Source organism: Secundilactobacillus angelensis, assembly GCF_012641075.1.
In the GTDB taxonomy this organism is placed as follows: Bacteria; Bacillota; Bacilli; order Lactobacillales; family Lactobacillaceae; genus Secundilactobacillus; species Secundilactobacillus angelensis.
This window is the reverse complement of sequence record NZ_JAAXLJ010000004.1, coordinates 66,153-87,004: the sequence shown is the minus strand read 5'-3', so window position 1 is coordinate 87,004 and position 20,852 is coordinate 66,153. Positions and strand designations below refer to the sequence as shown.

Below are 20,852 nucleotides of genomic sequence, written 5' to 3'. Positions count from 1 at the left end.
TTTTAGCGGTTACCGTGCTAGTCTATGCTGTAATCAAGCTAATTGATGCAGTGAGAAAACTTAAGAAGAGGCTAAAATAAAAAACCGTTCCTAACGACTTTGACAGGTCGGAATGGTTTTTATTAATCATCATGCCACCGTCAATAACGGTTCTACAAGGAAGTCCCACACCAATGGGGCTTCTTTTTATACGGTAATTATAACATGTTGAAAGTGAAGCTAAAAGTAAGATTATCCACAAACAAACAGGACAACGCTACCCACCAGAGAGCGTTGTCCTGTGTAAATGAGATTACTGAACCCGCGACGGCTCGTTATCCGGGGTAACCTTATCAACGCCAGTAGAAACCGCTGACTTGGTCTTTTGAGCACCTTTGCCCACCGCATGTTTGGTCTTATTGCTAAGTTCGCCAACTTTGTCCTGTACAGAAACAGAGTCACGTTCGTATTCAGCATGTGTTTTCACATCAGTGACGGTGACGTTAACTTCAATCACGTCCAGGCCTGTCAATTCGTCGACATTTTCAACAATCTTCCGTTTGATTTGATCGTACAGATTAGGAATATCGATACCGTATTCAGCAACGATATTCAAATCAACGGCAACTTGTTTTTTCCCGACTTCCACATCAACGCCAGATGTGACGTCGTTGGTATTGACTAATTTGTCCGCTACGTTAGCGAAGAAACCACCATCGACATTGAGCAAGCCCTTGATATCCTCTAGGCAGAGGCCGACGATCTTTTGCAATACCTTGTCTTCGTAGGTTAATTCACCTTTGATTTCAGGCTTTGTGTTCATTGATTCGGGTTTGTTGAGTGTTGTGGTTGGCATTTAAAGTCCTCCTTTAACGTCGGGCTACTTGAAATAATCATCTAACAGACCGGTTTGTGACAGGTAAAGCCCAGCGGCGATGCCAAGCCCAACCAGAATGAACAAAATCAGTGTTTTCCAAAAACCAATCGTCAGTAACAGCAGTGCTAGCACCAATCCAGTGACGCCACCGATGATGGGCCAGCGATAATACTTGAGTAACTCGGGCACGAGCAACGCCTCCTTCAAACAACGCGGGGGTGATTAGACTGACGGTTACGCTTGAAATTCGTTAAATGGATATCGATTTTTCGATCGTGGTCAATGCCCAGCAGCTGCTTGAGATCTCGTTCTAATTTTTCGGTAAACTGTTTCGATTGCAAGGCAGCGTTAGGCGATGAACGAAGTGTCCCATGAATTTTGATTTTGAGTCGCTTTCTTGAAAGCTTGGTGGTAACTTTTGGATCGCTAATGAATGGTTCCTGGCGTAGTGAGGAAAGGGTGAAGTTATCGATCGCCTTTCGAGTTACCCGTAGTTGGCCATTATTATGGCGTGTGCGGTATAACAGAAATGACTTGGGCCAAGCCATAATGGCGAAGAGGAGACCAATCAAAATTACGGTGAGGACAAGGCCACCCCAGAAGAGGTAGTTTTGGCTGACCGTTTGTAGCGCGCCAGACTCTAGGAAGCTTAAATTCAACGGTTCACCAATCACGGACCAGTTGTAAAGCATCAAGCCTAAAGACAACGGTATTGCGAGAATGACCAGGATCGCAAGCCCCGTTTTAGTTAAGGTTTGCAAATTATCACCACCTTTCTTTATGATTCCATCATAACAAGTGATGCTCAGTATTTCCTAGCAGAACGCTAATTAATTTGTTATAATTACTATAAGATATTTTTATAATAAAACAGACAACACTTTTAGAATATAGTGTTGTCCGTTTTGGGAAAATGATTCACTTGAAGTCAAACTCAGTTTCGCACACTAGCTTCCGGATTGCCCACGGATGGATCAATCTGTAACCGGAATAAGGTGTCAGTTTTTTCGGAAAATGGTAGACCATCAAGATACAGTTCACGGTAAGTGTCCAGATTAGTGCGTTGATAACCCTTTTCCTCGATAGCAGCATTGAGTGTGCGTAACGTCTTGGCCTTTGGACCGATTTCACCATGGGCAGTTGCTTGAATCTCGGTTCCCTCGGCTAATTGTTCAAAGTGAATTTGGTCCGACAGTGTTGGCTCTAAATTAGCGTATTTCTTTGCCGCTTCAAAGGTTTCTTGGTGGATGAACAACGGTTGTTTGAGCCAAATCTTAAAGGCCTCGTCGGTGCCACCCTCGGTCCAAACCGCTTGAATTGGATACGGACGATATTCCTTAAAGCCAGTCACTTCAATCCCAATATTTCGGCTGTCGGCGATAATGGCGGCTATCTTATGAACTGCTTCAGCCAAGAGAACGAACGTATCATCAGTTGTGTGAGTTTGTGCCCGTCCTTCAGCGGTAATGTAACTGCGAGTGGTTAATTCAACCAGCGTTGGTGTTGCTGAACGCTGATATTCTGCAGGTTCGAATGTTTCCCAGTTAAACATGGTGAGTACCTCCTTGTAAATGACGGTAGAAATGAGCTTTAAGTTGCCGTCATTTTAAAACAATCAAGTCGGCTGTACCACTAAGTCGCTCGCTCAAAGACAAATTGAGACAAGGACAGCTATTCGTCTGATTTTGGTTGGAGTGGAAGTTGCGAAGTGTATTGATTGAATTTTAACTAATCTATCGATAAACTAATATTGTACGAGTATATGTGTAATGAAGTCAGCCGATAATCATTTTGCCATACCATAGGAAGGATGTTACCGATGAACCTTAAAGTTATTCTCGCAGTTTCCTTTGCCTCACTAATGCTGGTGGGATGCGGGTCCAACAATGGCTCAAAGTCTAGTCAAGATAGTGCGTCTTCTTCTACTGCTTCTAGTAGCAGCTCACAAAGCGTCAAGCAGACAACTGCTCAGAAAGATGTGAGCCAAGTGAAAGTTTCAGTAGGAACAGCTATCAAAACGTATCAGAAAACTTTTGCCAATTCTGAGATTACTGATCTGTCCGTTGAACAAGAGCTTGGGCAGTTTCGCTATGAAGTGGAGGGCGCTGATGACAGCCGCGAGTACACCCTTAAACTAGATGCGAATACTGGTAAAGTTATTTCTAAGACCAGTGAACGGTTGGATGCGGATGAAGCTAACGGTGTGAAGCGCCAGGAAGCGCTGGATCTGAATAACCTGATTGGTTTGACCCGTGCGGTGAACATCGCCCAGCCAAAAGCAAAGGGCCAAACAGCGACGGAGGCCTCACTTGACAAGGAAAGCGAACAGACACACTGGGAGATCCAGTTTGAACACCAGGGACAGGAAACTCAAGTGAAGCTCGATGCTCAGTCGGGTAGGGTGATTACTGTGGAAAATGACGATTAAATAGGTATCCTCGTAATTGGATTTACGGGGATTTTTTTGTGCAGTACAATCTGAGTAGCTTCCCATCTTAGCGTTTAAGATTGAATTCATCCAAGCCATCACTTAATAGGGCTGTAAAGAACTTGCACAGGAAATTATAAGTGTGTATATTAAATTTTAAATGAGGTGATTGTTGATGAAAAGATGGCTACTTACTGCCGCAATAACGATCGGCAGCTTTGCGATAACTGGTGTGGCTGCCAATGCAAGCAGCTACGGGACAACGGCCAAGTCCGTTCGTGGCACGTGGTACTGGACAACTGGGCATTACCAGGGGAAATCGGCAGGACAGGAAGTTAACTTTACAACGCACAAGCTTTTCTGGGGATCCTTTCCCGTAGGCACAGGCAACTTTGGCTACCTGCCTAAAATCAGCAAAGTTCATGGCTGGTATCGAATCAACATTGGTACTGCTGAAAAGCTTGCCAAAAACAAAAACCAGGCGATCCATGGCTGGAGTAAGTCGGACTACATGTATTTTCGCAAGACCACTCACAAGGTAAATGGTAAGACGCAATCCGTTCTGCTATGGAACGTTACGGGTTCAAAACTGAAATCAGCGATGATCATGACACATCATAAAACGTATCTGCATAAAGGGCAGCAAACCGTTTCCGTGAAAGCGGACGGCTCGTATCACTATTAGACTAAAGTTGAATTCAAAGGTCGCAGGTAATCACTTGCGGCCTTTTTTTGACCACTTATCGAGCAAAATAGACCGGTTATTCTAGCTAACTAGCTATTACAAGAGAATGCGGATAGACTGATTTTGAAAGGAGGGGGATAAAGTGGAAATCATGTTCAATCTAGCTAAGAAATTTGTCACACCATCAATTAGTATCAACGCACAAAAGGAGAGTCAGGAATTAATTCAGCTATCGATTGAAATCGATCGGTTGGTCAATAAGATGACCATCATCGGCTATCAAGATAACCGCCAAATTGTCGTGCCGTTCTATCAGATCATTCGGTTTTACACCAAAGATAAGCACGTGGTTTGCGAAACCACGACGGGAACTTACCGGGTACGTCAACGGATGTATGAGTTAAGAAACCAGCTTGCGGGGTCAACATTTATTTCTGTTTCCAATGCGGAAATTATCAACCAATCAGCGATTCAGTCATTCTCGTTAACTAGTAGCGGCAGTTATCAGATTAACTTGACTACAGGCGCCAGTACCTATACGTCCAGACGCTACGTTAAACAAATTAAGGAGGCCTTCTTGAAATGAAAATCATTGTACGTGTCATCTCAGGCGCAATAGTTGGTGTCACCATCGGCTTTATCATAGCGTTAGTTTTTTCACTGCTGAATCAAACCACGATATTCATGCCCTCAACACCAGCGTTTGTTGATCGGTTCAGCAATAATTTGATGGCGACCCTTGCCTCAGCCGGACTGTGGGCACTGATAGGTATCGTTTTCGATGTTGCCAGTTATTTAATTTTCGAGAGAAGCCAGTGGAGCATCACCCGACAAACAGTGGTGCACTTCGTTATCACCTATGCGTGCTTTACACCTTTAGCCATTATTGCAGATTGGTTTCCAGTCCAAAACTATTTGATTAGTTACACCATTGAATTTGTGATTATTTACGTCATTACGTGGTTTATCTCCATGCAGATTGCCAAAGCGAAGGTTCGTCGGCTCAATCAGTTATTGTCGCAAAAAGATAGTTAAAATGAGTGAAACTCACCTGCAAAAATATTTCGTGAATTAATTGAAAATTAACTATCACATTTCTTCCATCCATAGTATGATTTAAGCACGATATAGCGGGGTGGTTTCAAACTTTTGCTGAACATGAAAATGCGAGCGATATTCCATTTTTAACAATTGGACCGTATCAATTTAAAAAGTTGTTGACTTTTTGTTGAAAATTGGTATTATTAACTAAGCAAAAGACCATAACGATTTATCGTTAGTTGTCAGAAGTAAAGCTATTTAAATGAAGGAGTGTATAATTTCATGGCAGTAGATTATGATTCCAAGTCATACTTGGAAAAAGTTGACGCCTGGTGGCGCGCTACAACCTATCTTTCAGGTGGGATGATCTTCCTGAAGAACAACCCATTGTTCTCAGTTACTAACACACCAATCCAAGCGGACGACGTAAAAGTTAAGCCAATTGGTCACTGGGGTACTATTTCAGGACAAACGTTCCTGTATGCCCATGCCAACCGTTTGATCAACAAGTACGGTTTGAACATGTTCTATATTGGTGGTCCCGGTCATGGTGGCCAAGTTATGGTTACTAACTCATACTTGGACGGTACTTACACCGACGCCTACCCAGAAATTACTCAGGACCTTGAAGGTATGTCACGTCTTTACAAGCGGTTCTCATTCCCAGGTGGAATTGGTTCCCACATGACTGCTCAAACTCCTGGCTCACTTCATGAAGGTGGCGAACTTGGTTACTCACTTTCACACGCAACTGGTGCCGTTCTGGATAACCCAGACCAAATCGCCTTTACTGTTGTTGGTGATGGTGAAGTTGAAACCGGTCCTGCTATGACTGCTTGGAACTCAATCAAGTTCTTGAACCCTAAGAACGATGGTGCCGTTTTACCAATTCTTGACTTAAACGGCTTCAAGATTTCCAACCCAACTCTCTTCAGTCGGATGAGCGACGAAAACATCGCTAAGTTCTTCGAAGGTCTTGGCTGGTCACCTCGTTTCCTTGAAAACGATGATATCCATGATTACATGACTTACCACGAAAAAGCTGCTAAGTTATTTGATCAAGCTATTGCTGATATCCAACAAATCCAAAAAGATGCTCGCGAAAACGGCAAGTACGAAGATGGTACTATTCCAGCTTGGCCTGTTGTTATCGCTCGTTTGCCTAAAGGTTGGGGCGGTCCTACACACAACCCAGCTGGCGAACCAATCGAAAACTCATTCCGTGCTCACCAAGTTCCACTTGGTTTGAGCCAAAAGAACCTTGCTGAATTACCAGAATTCGAAGCTTGGATGAACTCATACAAGCCAGAAGAATTATTCAACACTGATGGTTCATTGAAGGCCGAAGTTGCTGACTTTGCTCCTAAGGGCGACAAGCGGATGGCAGCCAACCCAATTGCTAATGGTGGCCGTCGTCGTGGCGAAAAGCCTGCTATGCTTGACTTACCTGACTGGAAGAGCTTAGCTAACGACATCAACGAAAACAACCGCGGTACTCAATTACCAGATGGCAACCGTAACATGGATATGAACGTTCTTTCTTCATTCTTTGCTGGCGTTGCTACTAAGAACCCAACATCATTCCGTGTATTCGGCCCTGACGAAACCATGTCAAACCGTCTCTGGGATATGTTCAAGATGACTAACCGTCAATGGATGAGCAAGGTCAAGGAACCTAATGACCAATACGAAGCCCCAGAAGGCCGTATCTTAGATGCTCAATTGTCAGAACACCAAGCTGAAGGTTGGCTTGAAGGTTACACTTTGACTGGTCGTCAAGGGATCTTCGCTTCTTACGAATCATTCTTGCGAGTAGTTGACTCAATGACGACTCAACACTTCAAGTGGATCCGCCAAGCAGCTGCAGAACCATGGCGTAACGATTACCCATCATTGAACTTGATCTCAACTTCAACTGTGTTCCAACAAGATCACAACGGTTATACCCACCAAGACCCAGGTATGCTTACCCACTTGGCTGAAAAGAAGTCTGACTTTATCCGTCAATATCTTCCAGCCGATGGTAACACGTTGTTAGCTGTCTTTGACCGTGCCTTCCGTGACCGTCAAAAGGTTAACCACATTGTTGCTTCTAAGCAACCTCGTCAACAATGGTTCTCAATCGATGAAGCTGAAGAATTAGCTACGGAAGGTATCAAGGCTATTGATTGGGCTTCAACTGTTGCTGAAGGTGAAGATGCTGATATCGTCTTTGCTTCAGCTGGTGTTGAACCAACAATCGAAACCTTAGCTGCTATTGACTTGATCAACGATGCATTCCCATCAGTTAAGATGCGTTATGTCAACGTTGTTGAACTTGGACGTCTTCAAAAGAAGAACGGCCCTCTGAACGCAGAACGTGCATTATCAGATGACAAGTTCAGTTCATTATTCGGTCAATCAGGCACTCCAGTTGTCTTTGGCTTCCACGGTTACGAAGATTTGATCGAATCAATCTTCTACGAACGTCAACACTTAGGCTTACACGTCCATGGTTATCGTGAAGATGGTGACATCACCACTGCTTACGACATGCGTGTATACTCTGAACTTGATCGTTTCAACCAAGCTAAAGATGCTGTTAACACATTGATTGAAAAGGGTGTTATCGACGCAGCCGCCGGTAAAGCCTTCGACAAGAAGATGGATGACATCTTAGCAAAACACTTCAAGGTTACTCGTGATGAAGGTCGCGATATTGAAGAATTCACTAAATGGCAATGGACTCCATTGAAGAAGTAATTTCTTCAACAGATCACATGAACATTTGAAAAAGCACCGACTCAGAAATGGGTCGGTGCTTTTTTTTCGTAAAAATCCAACTTGAATTTTTACTCCAGTCAAGAGATACTCAATAGTAGAAGAATTAAATGGGGTGGCTGCGTATGAGTTACATCGAAGTGCAAAACGAATCGAAAATTTATCAAATGGGCGAAACTAAAATTATCGCCAACAACCAATTGAACTTTACCTGTGAGCAAGGGCAGTTAACGGTGATCTTAGGCCCTAGTGGTGCCGGTAAATCAACGGTACTGAATATTTTAGGCGGCATGGATACACCCACTAGCGGCTCAGTGTTGATTGACGGCGTGGACATTGCTAAATTCAATGATCGTCAGTTAACAGCATACCGTCGTAGCGATGTTGGGTTTGTTTTTCAATTTTATAACCTGATACCGAATCTGACGACCAAGGAAAACGTGGAGCTGGCTAATTCAATTGTGGACGACGCTTTAGATGCGGAAGAAACTCTTCGCGAAGTGGGATTGGGTAATCGGCTAGATAACTTTCCTTCCCAACTCTCCGGTGGGGAGCAGCAGCGAGTGGCCATTGCCCGGGCATTAGCTAAGAATCCCAAACTATTATTGTGCGATGAACCCACTGGTGCACTGGACTATCAGACCGGTAAGCAAGTTTTGAGTCTGCTTCAAACGGCCAGTCAGCGCGACGACAAAACCGTGGTCATCATTACCCATAACGCGGCGATTGCGAAAATGGCTGACCGGGTGATTCACATCAATGATGCCCAGGTGCGCTCCGTAGAAGATAATCCAGCGCCAGTTCCCGTTGAGCAGATTGAGTGGTGATTGACATGAAGCCAATGACAAAAAATATGTGGCGGGAGATTGCTGCCAACAAAGGGCGGTTTATCGCGATTATTCTGATCATCCTTTTAGGGGCGCTGATCTTCGTGGGAGTTAAAGCCGCTGGCCCCAGTCTGAATGACTCCTTGGATACCACGGTGAAGACGCAGCATTTAAGCGATGTTCAGTTATTTTCTACCACTGGTTTTACCCCAAAAGACGTTACAACGGCCGAGAAGGTAAACGGCGCGCGGGCGGAAATCAGTAAGTTCAAATACGTTACCGGTGGCAAGAATGAGGATGTGGTGGCTCTTTATGGTTATCAGCAAAGTTTAAAGCAGAATCAACTGAAGATACGCAGCGGTCATTTGCCTCATGGTGCGGATCAAATCGTGCTGGATGAACGGGCCAAGCAGGACTATGGTTATCGACTAGGTGATACGTATCGATTTAACAAACAGGCGAACCTTAAGCAAAGAACCTATCAAATCGTCGGTTTCGCTGACTCACCGCGCTACATTGACTACAGCACCCGCGGCTCGGCTAACGTTGGTGACGGGACGGTGCGCTACTTTGCGTACTTGCAGCCGCAACAGCTGAAGCTTCCCGCGGCGACAATGCTATCCGTTCGGTTTAGATCATTGCAGGATATGAGCTCATTTAATCATGACTATCAGAATGCGGTGGCTAAGAAAGTGCGGGCACTGAAAATAGCCTTCAAACCAAGAGCGAAGGAGCGCAATCAGCAGCTATCAGCTAACGTGAAGCAGGTCTTTGCGCCGCGGCAGCAAAAATTAACTCAGGCTAGCAAGCAGTTAGCACAGATGAAACAAGTCACCGGAAATTCAAGGACGCTTCAGCAGCAACAAAAAGCTCTAATTGAAAATCAAAAGAAGCTCAACATAGCGTTGCAACAGGCTACCGCCAAGACCCGAACTACCTATACCTGGCAGACCCGCGAGGACTTGCCTGGGTTTACGTCGTTTGGTGATACTTCGGATCGAATTGCCGCCATTGCCAACGTTTTTCCGGTTTTCTTCTTCCTCATTGCGGCGCTGATCACGTTTACTACGATCACAAGGATGGTGGAGGAAGCCCGGCGGCAAATTGGGACGTTCAAAGCACTGGGGTATACCAAGTGGACAATTGCCCGAAACTATTTGAGCTATGCTTTAATGGCCGGCTTGATTGGTGCCATTCTGGGCAGCGCAATTGGTAACGTTACGTTACCGCGGTTAGTGATTTCGATGTACCACATGACCATTCCGTTAAACACTTCGGTGCCGATGATGTGGGCGGTTATCGCACTGGCAGTGGCCTTTTCACTGTTAGCCACGGTAGGCGCTGCGGTGATTGTAGTGCGGCGCGAGTTAGCTGAAAAGCCCGCCGACTTAATGCGGCCACGGGCACCGAAGTCCGCAAAACGCATTTTAATGGAACGGATTGCACCATTGTGGCGTCGGTTGAGCTTTAATCAAAAGGTGTCTTACCGGAATCTGTTTCGGTATAAAAGCCGGATGTGGATGACGATTATTGGGATTGCTGGCGGAACCGCGCTGATTTTGACCGGATTTGGTCTGAATGACTCGATCAGTTCCACTGCAACGCAGCAGTATGGCCAGATTTTCCACTATTCAGCTACCGTGTCGCTGGCTCATGATGATCAGAGTCAAAAGACAATGCAGGTACTGAATCAATCAGACCATTATCGTGGCGCCAGCAAAGTCAATTTAACCACTGGTAAGGTGAAAGCTAATGCTGATCAAATCGGCGACGTTAATCTGGTGACACCAAAGAATCAGCAGCAGTTCAAAAAATACGTCACGCTGAGTCATTCCCTAAATCCAAACGGGGTGGTGATCTGCAAGAAAATTGCTTCCCAGTTAGGTGTCAAAGCAGGTGATCAGGTAAGCTTCACTGCTTCAAATGGGCAGCATGCCAATTTAAAGGTAACGGCAGTGACACCTAATTATATGGGGGTATTCGCATACATGAGTCCCGCGGCCTATCGCAACGCGTTTAATCAGAAACCGACAGTGAATACGCTGTTCGTCAAGTTAACCGGCCAGTCTAGTCAGCAGCAAAATCAGCTGGCACGGCAACTGCTGAAACATGGTGGGGCACTTGGCACCAGCTTTGCGTCAGATCAAAAAACTACCATCAAAACCATGAGCAGTTCCATGAACGTGATCGTTTTGATTATGATTTTACTATCAGGTGTTTTGTCGTTTGTCGTTCTGTATAACCTGACGAATATCAATATTTCGGAGCGGATCCGCGAGCTGTCCACTGTGAAAGTACTGGGTTTCTTTGATAATGAAGTGACCATGTATGTGTCGCGGGAGAATATTTTGCTGACGGTCTTCGGTATCATCTTGGGTTATGGCGCTGGTTGGGGGCTACTGAGTTTTATTCTGAACCAGGCAACCACTTCTCAGGTCGTGTTCCCGGTGATCATTCGCTGGCCAGGGTACGTCGTGGCCACGCTGTTAATGGTGGCCTTTACATTGATTGTCATGTGGGTGACACACCAGAAACTCAAGCACGTGGATATGGTAGAAGCACTAAAAGAGAACTAGAGAATAAAAGTGTCAGTTCAATAATGAACTGGCACTTTTACGTGATTAAATTAGCTATCTGACTGCGGCGAATGGGCCTTCACGATTTCTGAAGCTACCACGCTGAGAAACATGATGGCAGCACCTAGGTACTGTTGAGATGATAAGATTTCGCCAAGGGTGAAGTAAGCAAAAATGGCGGAGAAAATTGGTTCCAAGGAATAGATCAAACTGACGGTATTTGGTGCCAAGTAGTTTTGAACCTGAGTTTGCGCCACAAAGCCAAAGGCACTGCAGATCAAACCAAGGGCTAAAACGGTGCCCCACTGAGAAGCGGATTGCGGTAGTGTGATACCGTTCATGAAGCCACCGAATAGTAGGCCTTCCGCGCCGGCGACTCCCAGTTGCCAGATACTGACACTAAAGGTGACGAGCTGCCTTTTTGCCAGAATGTCAGAAGCCATGATATAAACGGCATAGATTGCTGCACAAATCACGCACAGCAAAGCGTTGAAGTCCAACTTTAGTCCGGCCCCGTTAGCGACAAGTAAGTATAATCCCAGAACCACCAGAACGGTGGTAATGATCGTACTTAAGCGGGGAAACCGCTTTTTGAGCACGGCTTCAAAGATCGCCACGAAGACGGTAGTAGTACTCAGCAGAAAGCCGGCAGTGGAAGCGGCCGTGTGCCGCAGGCTGATCATCACAAAGGTGAAAGCACAAAACAGAAGTGTTCCCAAGATAAAACTGGCTAGTGCTTCGCCGCGGGATGGGCGTTTTAATATTCTCGCGAAAATAATGAGTGTGGCAAGAAACGCCACGGTAAAGCGCAGGCCAACCAGAAACAGGGGTGCAACACTGATGAGCGCAATTTTCATCCACATATAGGATGCCCCCCACGAAGCTGTGACCAGAAACATTAACCAAAAGGCACGTTGACGATTCATATGTAAAACATTCTTTGTAAAAATTTTATGTCTGTACAATTTTACACTAACCAACGGTTCAATGGTATGAGAATTCTCAGGCGGATGCGGTGAGAATGTAATAGAGAGAAAAATAGGTGAAAGCTTAAAACGTGAATGTACCACCCCAAGAGTGGCATAATATCAGATGAAATCCAATTTTTTTTACAATTCGGGATTATTGAAAATACAGGGGTAAATCATGAGAAGTATCAAAAAATTAATGATCGGGCTGCTGGCTGTGCTTGGCTTAGCACTTGGCATGGGAATACCAACTCCGCAGCCTTTTTCATCGGTAGAGACCGTGCAGGCCAGCCATCAAATTAAATTGCAGGGCGCTCGTAACGTCCGAGACCTTGGCGGCTATCAGACGTCAACCAAACAGAAGGTCAAACCGCGATTACTGCTGCGTTCAGCCAAACTAGCAAGCTTGACCCATAAGGATAAGCAGTTGCTGGAACACCGATATCACCTTCAAACGGTTGTTGATCTGCGTACGCCAGCCGTCATAGCGCGTACGCCAGATGCCAAAATTCCAGGGGTGCAGCTTTTGAAGGAGCCGGTGGTTTCTGACAAAACCATGGTCAGCGTTAACCGCGTGGCAGCAGTCAGCGGCACGAAATCAATGGTGAAGATGTATCAGTCGTTTGTGACTACGGCTCAAGCCCGGCACGCTTACCGGCAGTTATTTCTACAACTGTTAAAGGCACCCGGCAATCGGGCTACTTTGTGGCACTGCAGCGAAGGCAAGGACCGAACGGGATTTGGAACAGCGTTGGTCCTGACTGCGCTGGGTGTTCCCCAAAAGACGATCTATCAGGATTATTTAGCCTCGAACACCTATAATAAGGCATCAATCAACGGTCAGCTGTCAGCCCTAAAACATCAAGGTGCTTCAAAACAGGCCCTTGCCCGAAAAAAAGCCACGTTGATCGTTAAGCGCAGTTATCTGGATGCTGCCTATCACGCTGCGGATAAAAGATACGGGTCTATCCAGGGTTATTTGACCAAGGGACTGGGGTTATCAAAGTCCAATATTGCCCAATTGAGGCAGCATTATTTGCTGAAATAAGACTGTATTTCAATCTCATGTCACGTTTGTTAATGTCATCAACAAATCTTAACAATAGCTTAACTTATGAAAGCGGTTTACATGGTAAAATAGAGGTAGCTAATCAGGGGATTAGCAGTAGGGATTGATTCAATTATAAAGGAGTGTATTGCTTATGAAATCTAGTTTGAAAAAGTCTTTGTATGTTGGTTTAGCCGCTGTTTCAATGCTTGGCGCAGCTGGCTTAGCGACGACAACTGCTAATGCTAAATCATATGCTTATATTACTAGCTCTTCGTATCTTACTACGGCCCCAGAAACCCGTAACGTTGTGCCAAATGGAACCCATGCTTTGTATACTAAGGCCGGGACCGCTGCTGGTGCACGTGTTGTTGCGTCAACTTCAACTATGGGCAGATTAGGTAATTCTTCAAGGTCAAATGATTACTTCCGTGCTTATTCAATTGCCACTACTAACCGTGGCTCGGTTTACTACAAGGTAGTCTCCTTCGATGGCAGATACCGTGGCTGGATTTATGGTGGTAAAGACAAGACTCAGTTTGGTGGCGGGGTTGCCTCCACTCAAACGACCAGTTCAGCTACAATGCCTGCCGTAACTACGGGCTACACCATGACTCGGCCATCGTATTGGACTCTTTGGAATAATCCAAAGTACGCTCAATACAAGGCTCACAAGATCACTGGGTTCAATACGACAGACACCTTCACCATTACGGGTGCTGAAACTAAGACCCGTGAAGGCTGGGTATACTACCAGGTTAAGGATGAGCAGAACCCATCCATCACTGGCTGGATCTATAACTTAGGTCTCAAAGTACCAGAAGGTAACCAAGTAAAGATCAGCTACGTTGATAAGGATACTGGCAAAGAAGTCGGCACTGGTTCCGTACCATTCGACAAGAGTGCGACCTACACCAATGTTACGACCACGGCTAACTTGAACAGCATCGTCAACGGCGTGCCTTCAGGCTACGTTCCTTACGACAACAACAACGGCGGTTCTGCTTCCTTAGCTAACAGGGACAACGCTGCAGTTGCTAAGGACGGCGACACCCTGGTTTACTACGTTAAGGCTGCTGCCACTGACACCACTAAGGCCATTAAGGTTAACTTGGTTGACCAACAGGGTAACGCAATCACTTTGAAGAGTGCTGACCAAACTCTGCTGGACGCTTCGGGTGCTAAGGCTGCCTTCCAGGTTAAGGCTGGTGACACGATTTCCGCTCAGGATGTTCAAAACATCATCCAGGACGCTAACTTGACCAACCTGATCAGCAACTCTGGTTCTAGCTACCAGTTCGTCAGTGCATCTGACACTGCAACGACTACCAACGATAATGGTGCTACCGTTAACGTACGTGCCACATACAGAGTCGTTGCTTACTAATGTTAAAATGAGTTTCAGTAGAATCTAAAGAGGCGTACCGAGAAATCATTTCTCGGTACGCCTCTTTTTATTGCTTATTTAACAAATTATTCTAAAGCAGGCCACCACCGTCAACAGCGTAAGTTTGACCAGTGATGAATTCAGCTTCTGGACTGGCTAAGAAGGTGACCATGTTGGCAATATCATTTGGCTCAACCGTCCGGCCTAGCGGAATGGTCCCCACGTAGTCCTTCTTGTTTTGTCCCAACGGCTTGCCATTAATTTCTGACATCTTAGCATCGATTTCATCCCACATGCCAGTGGTACCAACGACACCTGGTGCGTAGGCGTTCACGTTAATGTGAGCAGGGGCAAACTCTAGAGCGGCTGCTTGAGTGATGCTGATCACAGCTGCCTTAGTTGAAGAATAGGTTGCCCAAACAGGGAAAGCGTGCATCCCAGCAATGGAAGAAGCGTTAATGATCCGGCCGGGGACGTTCAATTCCTTGAACTTTTTAGCAGCTGCCTGAATCCCATAAATCACGCCGAAGACGTTGATCTTGTAGCTGAATTCCAGGTCAGCTGGTTTGATATCTTCAAACTTATCAACTTTAGCAACCCCGGCGTTATTAACCATGACATCAAAGCCATTTAACTGGGTAGCAGCTTGATCAACTGCCTTTGAGACAGCTTCCTGATCCGTTACGTCGACTGGAACGAAAATTGCTTTTTGACCAGCAGCTTCAACATCTGAAATAACTGATTTTGCCTTCTCTTCTTGTGCCGGTAAATCAGCTACAGCAATATCGAAGCCTGCTTTTGCTAAATGTAAGCTCACTTCAGCACCAATACCCTGTGCGGCGCCTGTAACCATTGCAACTTTTGTCATGATTAATGATCCTCCTAAAGGTTTTAAATTACAACACTCTTAGATTGTACGTTAATGAAAGCGCTTTTACAACTAATCTAACTCAGGAAAATTAAAGCTAACTTGGTGTTACAATGGAAGGTGAATAATTCAGGTGGGGAATGATTGTATCAATGATTGATGAAAACTGCGTCTTTTGCAATAAGCCGGCTGTTTTAGAGAACGACCTGGCCAAGGGCTTTTTTGATATCCATCCGGTAGCACCGGGTCATTTTTTAATCGTGCCTAAAGAACATTTCGTTACGTTCTTTGATGCGCCACGAGACGTTCAGATTGCCATGACTGATTTGATGGATCAAGCAAAAGCTTACTTGGATAAACAGTATCACCCTCGTGGATATCAAGTGTTCAGTCACGTTGGTAAAGCAGCCTTTCAAAAAGTGTTCCACGCTCATATTCACTTGGTACCGGTTGCTTAAAAGTTATTGAAGATATAAATTGTGCACAAATTAAATAAAACACAAGTATATTTTTTAACACTGCTGAGTGGGTATGGTATATTATCCTTGACGTGTGAATAACACGAACATCAAATGCATTTAACAGGTTATCCAAGGAGGATATCTCAATGAAACTACAAATCAGCGATGCTGCAGTAAAATGGTTCGAAGACGAAATGAACGTTGGTCCGGACCAAAGCGCAGCGATTCGTTTTTATGGTAAATTATATGGCCGCACGAAAGTTCATCACGGCTTTTCAATTGCTTTAGCGAGAGAATTGCAGCCACATAACTTTGGTGTCAAAGTAGAAAAGGACGGGGTCATATTCTATATCGAAGAAGACGACCTCTGGTTCTTTAAGGGCTACGACCTAGATGTTGATTATGATCCTGAAAAAGATCCCGACAACGTTCAATATGAATGGACGGAAAACGGTGAATTATAGACAGTAAAAGTCCTCAGCATGTGCTGAGGACTTTTTTGAGTTATCGATATATATTTCTCACCAGAGCCTGCATATCTTTTGCGTTGGTCAAACTGCCTTCTTTGTGTTAATTATATTATTCCAGAAACAGAGCAGTGCAGATTTTTTAGTTGTTGGGTTTCAGTAAAAATACCAATCCTGAGTACTTCAAACTTGAAACGCCTGGAGCTTTACCAACAGCAATTTTCCATCCCGAAAAGTCGTTGATTGTTTTACCGTGGTAACCACTTGTTTGTGAAGTTCGACCAAAGCCGTCAGATGTGATAGAGCAACTGAAAACTATCTTGGTGGAAATTAACCCGACATTAAAAGACAAATAGACGCCCCAAAATCAAAAAAATCTTAAAACGTTGTGTATTCTAACCAATTACATACCTCATTTAATTGGGAACCCGATAAGCCAGCGACTATACTGGTCAAACCAGGTAACAGCTTCTTCAGTTTTTAGTGTGTTGTCACCAATTGAATAATCATATTGATCCGCTGTCAGATTAATCTCTATAGGAATATTCTCCTCTGAGGAATTAAATAAATGAAAGCTAGCAATCTCAGTATCCGTAGTAAGCACACCATGGTAATTAGTTAAAAGCGATTCCTGATCTGATAGTGGATTTGTAACATCAGTATATTTTTCAACATTAAACGGTGTCATGATGTCAAATAAGGTTTTTGGGTTTGATTTCATCACCATTTGATCTCCGTTAGTTTTCAAGACAGTCGTGAGAATTTCGCCATAATCAAGCGGATTTGTGTTGCTGAAATTCCGAAACCAATTTAATTGACGATTTAGTTCAAGCTTGATTTTCTCCGAAGAAACGTTATTGACTTTAGAAAGATGCTGCAAATCATTTTTTGATATTCCAGTATCATCGTTGTTGTGCTCCTTTAGGTATCTTGTGACGTCGAGAGCTTTTTTCATAAGCTATATTCTCCTTTTAATACAGTTAATTAAGACTCATTGGGAATAATTAACCCAGTAGTAGAAGAGGAAGTCTCTCAATTAAAGGAGGCTTCCTCTTCTTGTATTTACTTGGTCAGTAGTACGAACATAGCATATGGATATCGTGTTGATCCTTTCGAAATAGCGATTTTCCAGCCCGAAAAACTGTTTACGGTCAGGTGTTCATTATGAGGTATAAAGGGTTCAGTAGGATCTGATAATGTCTTGTTCATATTCTGGGTGGCATATTGGTTGTAGGATATCTTGCCGTTCCTAAATGTTGAATCTAGTGATCCATCACCAGTAGTTGTTAACAGAATAAAATTAGTCTTTTCATCACTTGGTAGTTGGTACTTGAAATATTCGTAACTGTCGCTGGTAATTAGCTTTGAAGCAGTATTGGCTACTTTTTGTAGAGCTGGATCCGGAATAGCACCAGGGAATAAGGCTAACGTTTCTTGCCGATAGTTTTCACTACTATTCGATGGCTTTGAAGGCTTTAAGTAACCATGCCATACCCAGCCAGTGCGATTACCAGCACGGAATTTATAGTAGACTGACGCTTTACCGTTTTTGGTGACGTGAGCAGCATAGTATGCTTCAACTTTAGTACCATAGCTACGCATAGTACCCACTCTGCGTGATAAATGACCATTATTGTATACGTTGGCGTTGCTGTTGGTTACTGAGACTGTCTGGTTAGGAATGTTTTCATAATAGCGTAGGTGAGTGCTGGCATGGGCAGTTGTCTGATTTACAGGTAAGCCAAATAATAAGCCACCGCCGATGACTAATGATAAGCCGAGTTTTTTGATTAATTTCATTTTGTAGTCCTCCCTTAAAAGCGACTTAATTATAATCTATCCATATTCTTATAACAATTTAAGTAAGTAGAATTTTATTGATTCTTTATGGTCCTAAATCGACTAGTGCCGAAAAATTACGTTCAATTTAAGATTCAATAACAGGTCTAAGCATATTGTTATTCTCAATTAACCAGCATGCTATAATCAAGTTGAAGAACACAATAAAGGGGAGATAAAGATAATGAAAAAATGGTTAAAAATCTGCGTTGCTGCATTTGCAATGACACTTGGTTTAGCAGCTGCTTCAACAGTTGATGCTCATGCCAGTTCATTTACGTATTTTGGCAACAATGGGACAAAAACCTATCATCATAAAGTAATTAGCTACCAGAAATACACGTTAAATAAGACTTATTACAATACAACTAACTTTCGGTATGATCCTGCAACAAAGAAGACTACTTACATTCCCGAGACTAGAATTGGGAAGGTTGTTTTCTACCATGCTTACGTTTTCCATGTATCGCCGAAGGTGTCCCGTTATCAGACTTGGGTTAAACTAACAGGTCGGGTATATAACTATTCTAATTCACCAGATAATGCTTATTGGCGGAATTATATCGCAGATTATGATGAAGACGAGGATGTTACGCCAGTATATACCCAGAACGACATTTTGGGTGTAGTAATAGGAGCAACTAGGTCGTACACACGAGCTACCTTTGACGTTAACTTCTCTAAAGGCACTAGCAAGAGTCCTGTCCTGTTTAGCGAAGCTGGTCTGGCTCCAGGCAAGTCTGAAGGGTTTCAATTGCTAGCTCATACTAAGCATCAGACATCACGGCTTGGGAATACAAGGCTTTCTGTTGCCTTGTATAGTTATGGTGATCAATCAAAGAATTTATATTTGAATATGAAGTAGGTTAAAAAGCGTTTCGACAATCATGCCAGAACGTTTTCGTATTATCCAAAATATTCTAATTTGCTGGTTTAGTAAGAATGATGCCAACGCTGTTTTCGTCAACATCTTTAAGTGGTGCATTTTGATCAACGCTTATCAGCCCAAGGATAAAGACTAGCACTCTGCCAGGATTCTCGGTATAATTTGTGGGAAGATAGAACAGTAGGGTGGTGAGATCAATGAAACGAGTTTACTTTCTATGTACCGGCAATTCTTGTCGCAGCCAGATGGCGGAGGGCTTTGCGCGAACGTTACTTGGCTCTCAGTGGGAAGTTCAAAGCGCGGGCGTTGAAACCCACGGGCTGAATCCCATGGCGGTTCAAGTGATGGGTGAGGTCGGTATCGACATTTCAAAGCAGTATTCTAAACTCATTGACCTTGACTACCTGAATAGCTGCGATGTAGTAGTGACGCTATGCGGTGATGCCCGTGATAGATGCCCGGTGACACCGCCGCAGGTTCAGCGTGTTCATTGGCCGTTACCGGATCCGGCACAGGCTACCGGCAGTGATGCCGATAAGCTCCGGGCGTTTCGGAAAGTACGGGACGAGATTTATCACCGAATCGAGAACAGTGAATTATTTAAATGAAAATAGCGTTTGATACCAGTTGATGGACTGATATCAGACGCTATTTTTAGGTAATACAATTATTCTGAGTTATTCCCGTCCAGAACCGATAATGGTAAAGTAGTTGCTGCCATCTACGGAATAGATGCTGGCGATCGTCTTACCGCTTGAGTAAGCTGAATCGTTGTATTGATAAGGTGTGTGCCGGTTGGTAATGGTCAACCGATACTGTTTGTCACCGGAGTGGTGCACCCGTTTATCATTGACACCAGCTAAGTGGTGCGTGTAGTACAGGTGAACCGTGTCACCAGTTTTTTCAGAAAGAACGATTCGCTGCGAATCATTCGGCTTGGACTGATAGTGGCTCTCAAGCGTTCCCAGAAATGACGGGTACTTTTTAGGCTCATTACGATAAGTTTCAATGTAGCCGTCAGACGATATCTTAATGGCATCCACGTTGCGGTTGAGGCTCTTGATGGCACCCACGCCGCCGGAATATAAAGTCCCGCTCCCGTAAGGCAGCCCATAAGCGGGACGGACAATTTGCTGGACTTTTTTGGCGGGTAATTTAAACGAAACGGCTCCGAAACCGTAGACTTTTGAATTAACTAAATGTGATTTTAAATGATAGCTGAGATTAGGTGTCATATAGCCGGAGGTGTAGGCAACGTTTTTAGGCGCCACTTGCTGGTGGTAACGCTGCGCACCAATAATTGTTCCCTTTGGTAATTCCAAGTGTTTTCTGACCGCGTTGGAGTTAGCGGTTGATGAATAGGTGACCGTCACGTTGGTCGCGTGCCTCAGCCGATACCAGTTGGTGGCAAAACCACCGTCGTTATTGCCATATGTATCTGGATTGACCACCGTTCGATGCGGATGACTGACCGCTTTGCCATGTACATATTGGTTGGTGCCAAAGACGCTAAGCGCCGCGATTGCAAGTATGATTGTCGTTTTGGATATGGACATGTTTTTTCACCTCTTTTGATTCATTATATCATGTGAAAACGTTGGTAAATTTTACATTTTGCGGACAAACTGTTGTCATTCCGGGGTCTTTAGTTGGTGATGCAAACTTTTAAATCAGGGCAGGTAAGCATCTAGTAGCTAGGGGAGTGGAGCCAAACCAATTTCTCGTGGTGCGAGTAGTCGTTAGCGAGTGTTCTTT

22 protein-coding genes are annotated in these 20,852 nt (G+C 44.3%); 13 read left to right on the top strand and 9 right to left on the bottom strand.

The annotated features are described in order from the left end of the window. Nucleotides 1-292 precede the first annotated feature (292 nt). From HC026_RS03205 to HC026_RS03190, 4 genes are all read right to left on the bottom strand, one after another. On the bottom strand, nucleotides 293-835 hold the full coding sequence (locus HC026_RS03205) for an Asp23/Gls24 family envelope stress response protein (RefSeq protein ID WP_168924551.1): 543 nt from the start codon (nucleotides 833-835) through the stop codon (nucleotides 293-295). 24 nt (nucleotides 836-859) lie between these two features. After that, nucleotides 860-1,045, bottom strand: a complete 186-nt coding sequence (locus HC026_RS03200) for a DUF2273 domain-containing protein (RefSeq protein ID WP_168924550.1) — start codon at nucleotides 1,043-1,045, stop codon at nucleotides 860-862. Nucleotides 1,046-1,059: 14 nt separating this feature from the next. After that, nucleotides 1,060-1,617 carry an alkaline shock response membrane anchor protein AmaP gene (gene amaP, locus HC026_RS03195; protein ID WP_168924549.1) on the bottom strand — a complete coding sequence of 186 codons (558 nt, stop codon included), beginning with the start codon at nucleotides 1,615-1,617 and terminating at the stop codon, nucleotides 1,060-1,062. A gap of 173 nt (nucleotides 1,618-1,790) precedes the next feature. Beyond that, nucleotides 1,791-2,408, bottom strand: coding sequence for a hypothetical protein (locus HC026_RS03190; RefSeq protein WP_168924548.1), 618 nt, complete (start codon nucleotides 2,406-2,408; stop codon nucleotides 1,791-1,793). A 267-nt stretch (nucleotides 2,409-2,675) separates the two neighbouring features. On the opposite strand from HC026_RS03190, the gene HC026_RS03185 reads away from it, so the two are divergent. The 7 genes from HC026_RS03185 to HC026_RS03155 all read left to right on the top strand — a co-directional run bounded on the left by HC026_RS03185 (nucleotide 2,676) and on the right by HC026_RS03155 (nucleotide 11,173). Next, a complete protein-coding gene (locus tag HC026_RS03185) occupies nucleotides 2,676-3,284 on the top strand; it encodes a PepSY domain-containing protein (RefSeq protein ID WP_168924547.1) in 609 nt (202 codons plus the stop codon). A 175-nt stretch (nucleotides 3,285-3,459) separates the two neighbouring features. Further along, nucleotides 3,460-3,969 (top strand): hypothetical protein, encoded by a 510-nt coding sequence (locus HC026_RS03180; protein WP_168924546.1) that lies wholly within the window; start codon nucleotides 3,460-3,462, stop codon nucleotides 3,967-3,969. A gap of 151 nt (nucleotides 3,970-4,120) precedes the next feature. After that, a complete protein-coding gene (locus HC026_RS03175; RefSeq protein WP_232843602.1) occupies nucleotides 4,121-4,555 on the top strand; it encodes a LytTR family DNA-binding domain-containing protein in 435 nt (144 codons plus the stop codon). After that, nucleotides 4,552-5,004 (top strand): DUF3021 domain-containing protein, encoded by a 453-nt coding sequence (locus HC026_RS03170; RefSeq protein WP_168924544.1) that lies wholly within the window; start codon nucleotides 4,552-4,554, stop codon nucleotides 5,002-5,004. Before HC026_RS03175 ends, HC026_RS03170 begins: the two co-directional genes overlap by 4 nt. A gap of 288 nt (nucleotides 5,005-5,292) precedes the next feature. Next, the gene (locus HC026_RS03165; RefSeq protein WP_168924543.1) at nucleotides 5,293-7,752 is read left to right on the top strand and encodes a phosphoketolase family protein; all 2,460 of its coding nucleotides are present in this window, start codon (nucleotides 5,293-5,295) and stop codon (nucleotides 7,750-7,752) included. Nucleotides 7,753-7,895: 143 nt separating this feature from the next. Continuing rightward, entirely contained in the window at nucleotides 7,896-8,597 is a 702-nt protein-coding gene (locus HC026_RS03160) for an ABC transporter ATP-binding protein (protein ID WP_168924542.1), read from the top strand. A 5-nt stretch (nucleotides 8,598-8,602) separates the two neighbouring features. Then, nucleotides 8,603-11,173, top strand: a complete 2,571-nt coding sequence (locus HC026_RS03155) for an ABC transporter permease (protein ID WP_168924541.1) — start codon at nucleotides 8,603-8,605, stop codon at nucleotides 11,171-11,173. Between the two features lie 50 nt (nucleotides 11,174-11,223). Here the strand turns inward: HC026_RS03155 and HC026_RS03150 are convergent, their stop codons facing one another. Beyond that, complete coding sequence (locus HC026_RS03150; RefSeq protein ID WP_269814102.1) at nucleotides 11,224-12,072, bottom strand: DMT family transporter; 849 nt, start codon at nucleotides 12,070-12,072, stop codon at nucleotides 11,224-11,226. 247 nt (nucleotides 12,073-12,319) lie between these two features. On the opposite strand from HC026_RS03150, the gene HC026_RS03145 reads away from it, so the two are divergent. Together HC026_RS03145 and HC026_RS03140 are read left to right on the top strand one after the other, a co-directional pair. Beyond that, nucleotides 12,320-13,189 (top strand): tyrosine-protein phosphatase, encoded by an 870-nt coding sequence (locus HC026_RS03145; RefSeq protein ID WP_168924539.1) that lies wholly within the window; start codon nucleotides 12,320-12,322, stop codon nucleotides 13,187-13,189. Between the two features lie 154 nt (nucleotides 13,190-13,343). Then, nucleotides 13,344-14,576 carry an S-layer protein gene (locus HC026_RS03140; protein ID WP_168924538.1) on the top strand — a complete coding sequence of 411 codons (1,233 nt, stop codon included), beginning with the start codon at nucleotides 13,344-13,346 and terminating at the stop codon, nucleotides 14,574-14,576. A gap of 91 nt (nucleotides 14,577-14,667) precedes the next feature. Here the strand turns inward: HC026_RS03140 and HC026_RS03135 are convergent, their stop codons facing one another. After that, nucleotides 14,668-15,444 (bottom strand): acetoin reductase, encoded by a 777-nt coding sequence (locus tag HC026_RS03135; protein WP_168924537.1) that lies wholly within the window; start codon nucleotides 15,442-15,444, stop codon nucleotides 14,668-14,670. A 140-nt stretch (nucleotides 15,445-15,584) separates the two neighbouring features. Here HC026_RS03135 and HC026_RS03130 point away from each other — a divergent pair, with 140 nt between their 5' ends. Both HC026_RS03130 and HC026_RS03125 read left to right on the top strand, forming a co-directional pair. Then, entirely contained in the window at nucleotides 15,585-15,902 is a 318-nt protein-coding gene (locus HC026_RS03130; RefSeq protein WP_232843590.1) for an HIT family protein, read from the top strand. Between the two features lie 149 nt (nucleotides 15,903-16,051). Continuing rightward, nucleotides 16,052-16,369, top strand: coding sequence for a HesB/YadR/YfhF family protein (locus HC026_RS03125; RefSeq protein ID WP_168924536.1), 318 nt, complete (start codon nucleotides 16,052-16,054; stop codon nucleotides 16,367-16,369). 415 nt (nucleotides 16,370-16,784) lie between these two features. Here the strand turns inward: HC026_RS03125 and HC026_RS03120 are convergent, their stop codons facing one another. Further along, nucleotides 16,785-17,327 (bottom strand): hypothetical protein, encoded by a 543-nt coding sequence (locus HC026_RS03120; RefSeq protein ID WP_168924535.1) that lies wholly within the window; start codon nucleotides 17,325-17,327, stop codon nucleotides 16,785-16,787. 107 nt (nucleotides 17,328-17,434) lie between these two features. Continuing rightward, nucleotides 17,435-18,172 (bottom strand): SH3 domain-containing protein, encoded by a 738-nt coding sequence (locus tag HC026_RS03115; RefSeq protein WP_168924534.1) that lies wholly within the window; start codon nucleotides 18,170-18,172, stop codon nucleotides 17,435-17,437. Between the two features lie 223 nt (nucleotides 18,173-18,395). Between HC026_RS03115 and HC026_RS03110 the strand changes: the two genes are divergently transcribed. Both HC026_RS03110 and arsC read left to right on the top strand, forming a co-directional pair. After that, complete coding sequence (locus HC026_RS03110; RefSeq protein ID WP_168924533.1) at nucleotides 18,396-19,076, top strand: hypothetical protein; 681 nt, start codon at nucleotides 18,396-18,398, stop codon at nucleotides 19,074-19,076. A 218-nt stretch (nucleotides 19,077-19,294) separates the two neighbouring features. After that, entirely contained in the window at nucleotides 19,295-19,705 is a 411-nt protein-coding gene (gene arsC, locus HC026_RS03105) for an arsenate reductase (thioredoxin) (RefSeq protein ID WP_168924532.1), read from the top strand. 69 nt (nucleotides 19,706-19,774) lie between these two features. Here the strand turns inward: arsC and HC026_RS03100 are convergent, their stop codons facing one another. After that, a complete protein-coding gene (locus HC026_RS03100) occupies nucleotides 19,775-20,653 on the bottom strand; it encodes a hypothetical protein (RefSeq protein WP_168924531.1) in 879 nt (292 codons plus the stop codon). Nucleotides 20,654-20,852 lie beyond the last annotated feature (199 nt).

Coding starts and splice junctions, on each gene's coding strand:
- HC026_RS03160 (WP_168924542.1), top strand. CDS start 7,896: ATGAGTTACATCGAAGTGCAAAACGAATCGAAAATTTATCAAATGGGC.
- HC026_RS03185 (WP_168924547.1), top strand. CDS start 2,676: ATGAACCTTAAAGTTATTCTCGCAGTTTCCTTTGCCTCACTAATGCTG.
- HC026_RS03190 (WP_168924548.1), bottom strand. CDS start 2,408: ATGTTTAACTGGGAAACATTCGAACCTGCAGAATATCAGCGTTCAGCA.
- HC026_RS03135 (WP_168924537.1), bottom strand. CDS start 15,444: ATGACAAAAGTTGCAATGGTTACAGGCGCCGCACAGGGTATTGGTGCT.
- HC026_RS03130 (WP_232843590.1), top strand. CDS start 15,585: ATGATTGTATCAATGATTGATGAAAACTGCGTCTTTTGCAATAAGCCG.
- HC026_RS03155 (WP_168924541.1), top strand. CDS start 8,603: ATGAAGCCAATGACAAAAAATATGTGGCGGGAGATTGCTGCCAACAAA.
- HC026_RS03205 (WP_168924551.1), bottom strand. CDS start 835: ATGCCAACCACAACACTCAACAAACCCGAATCAATGAACACAAAGCCT.
- HC026_RS03140 (WP_168924538.1), top strand. CDS start 13,344: ATGAAATCTAGTTTGAAAAAGTCTTTGTATGTTGGTTTAGCCGCTGTT.
- HC026_RS03115 (WP_168924534.1), bottom strand. CDS start 18,172: ATGAAATTAATCAAAAAACTCGGCTTATCATTAGTCATCGGCGGTGGC.
- HC026_RS03170 (WP_168924544.1), top strand. CDS start 4,552: ATGAAAATCATTGTACGTGTCATCTCAGGCGCAATAGTTGGTGTCACC.
- HC026_RS03125 (WP_168924536.1), top strand. CDS start 16,052: ATGAAACTACAAATCAGCGATGCTGCAGTAAAATGGTTCGAAGACGAA.
- HC026_RS03100 (WP_168924531.1), bottom strand. CDS start 20,653: ATGTCCATATCCAAAACGACAATCATACTTGCAATCGCGGCGCTTAGC.
- arsC (WP_168924532.1), top strand. CDS start 19,295: ATGAAACGAGTTTACTTTCTATGTACCGGCAATTCTTGTCGCAGCCAG.
- HC026_RS03175 (WP_232843602.1), top strand. CDS start 4,121: ATGTTCAATCTAGCTAAGAAATTTGTCACACCATCAATTAGTATCAAC.
- HC026_RS03110 (WP_168924533.1), top strand. CDS start 18,396: ATGAAAAAATGGTTAAAAATCTGCGTTGCTGCATTTGCAATGACACTT.
- HC026_RS03165 (WP_168924543.1), top strand. CDS start 5,293: ATGGCAGTAGATTATGATTCCAAGTCATACTTGGAAAAAGTTGACGCC.
- HC026_RS03120 (WP_168924535.1), bottom strand. CDS start 17,327: ATGAAAAAAGCTCTCGACGTCACAAGATACCTAAAGGAGCACAACAAC.
- HC026_RS03150 (WP_269814102.1), bottom strand. CDS start 12,072: ATGTTTCTGGTCACAGCTTCGTGGGGGGCATCCTATATGTGGATGAAA.
- HC026_RS03145 (WP_168924539.1), top strand. CDS start 12,320: ATGAGAAGTATCAAAAAATTAATGATCGGGCTGCTGGCTGTGCTTGGC.
- HC026_RS03180 (WP_168924546.1), top strand. CDS start 3,460: ATGAAAAGATGGCTACTTACTGCCGCAATAACGATCGGCAGCTTTGCG.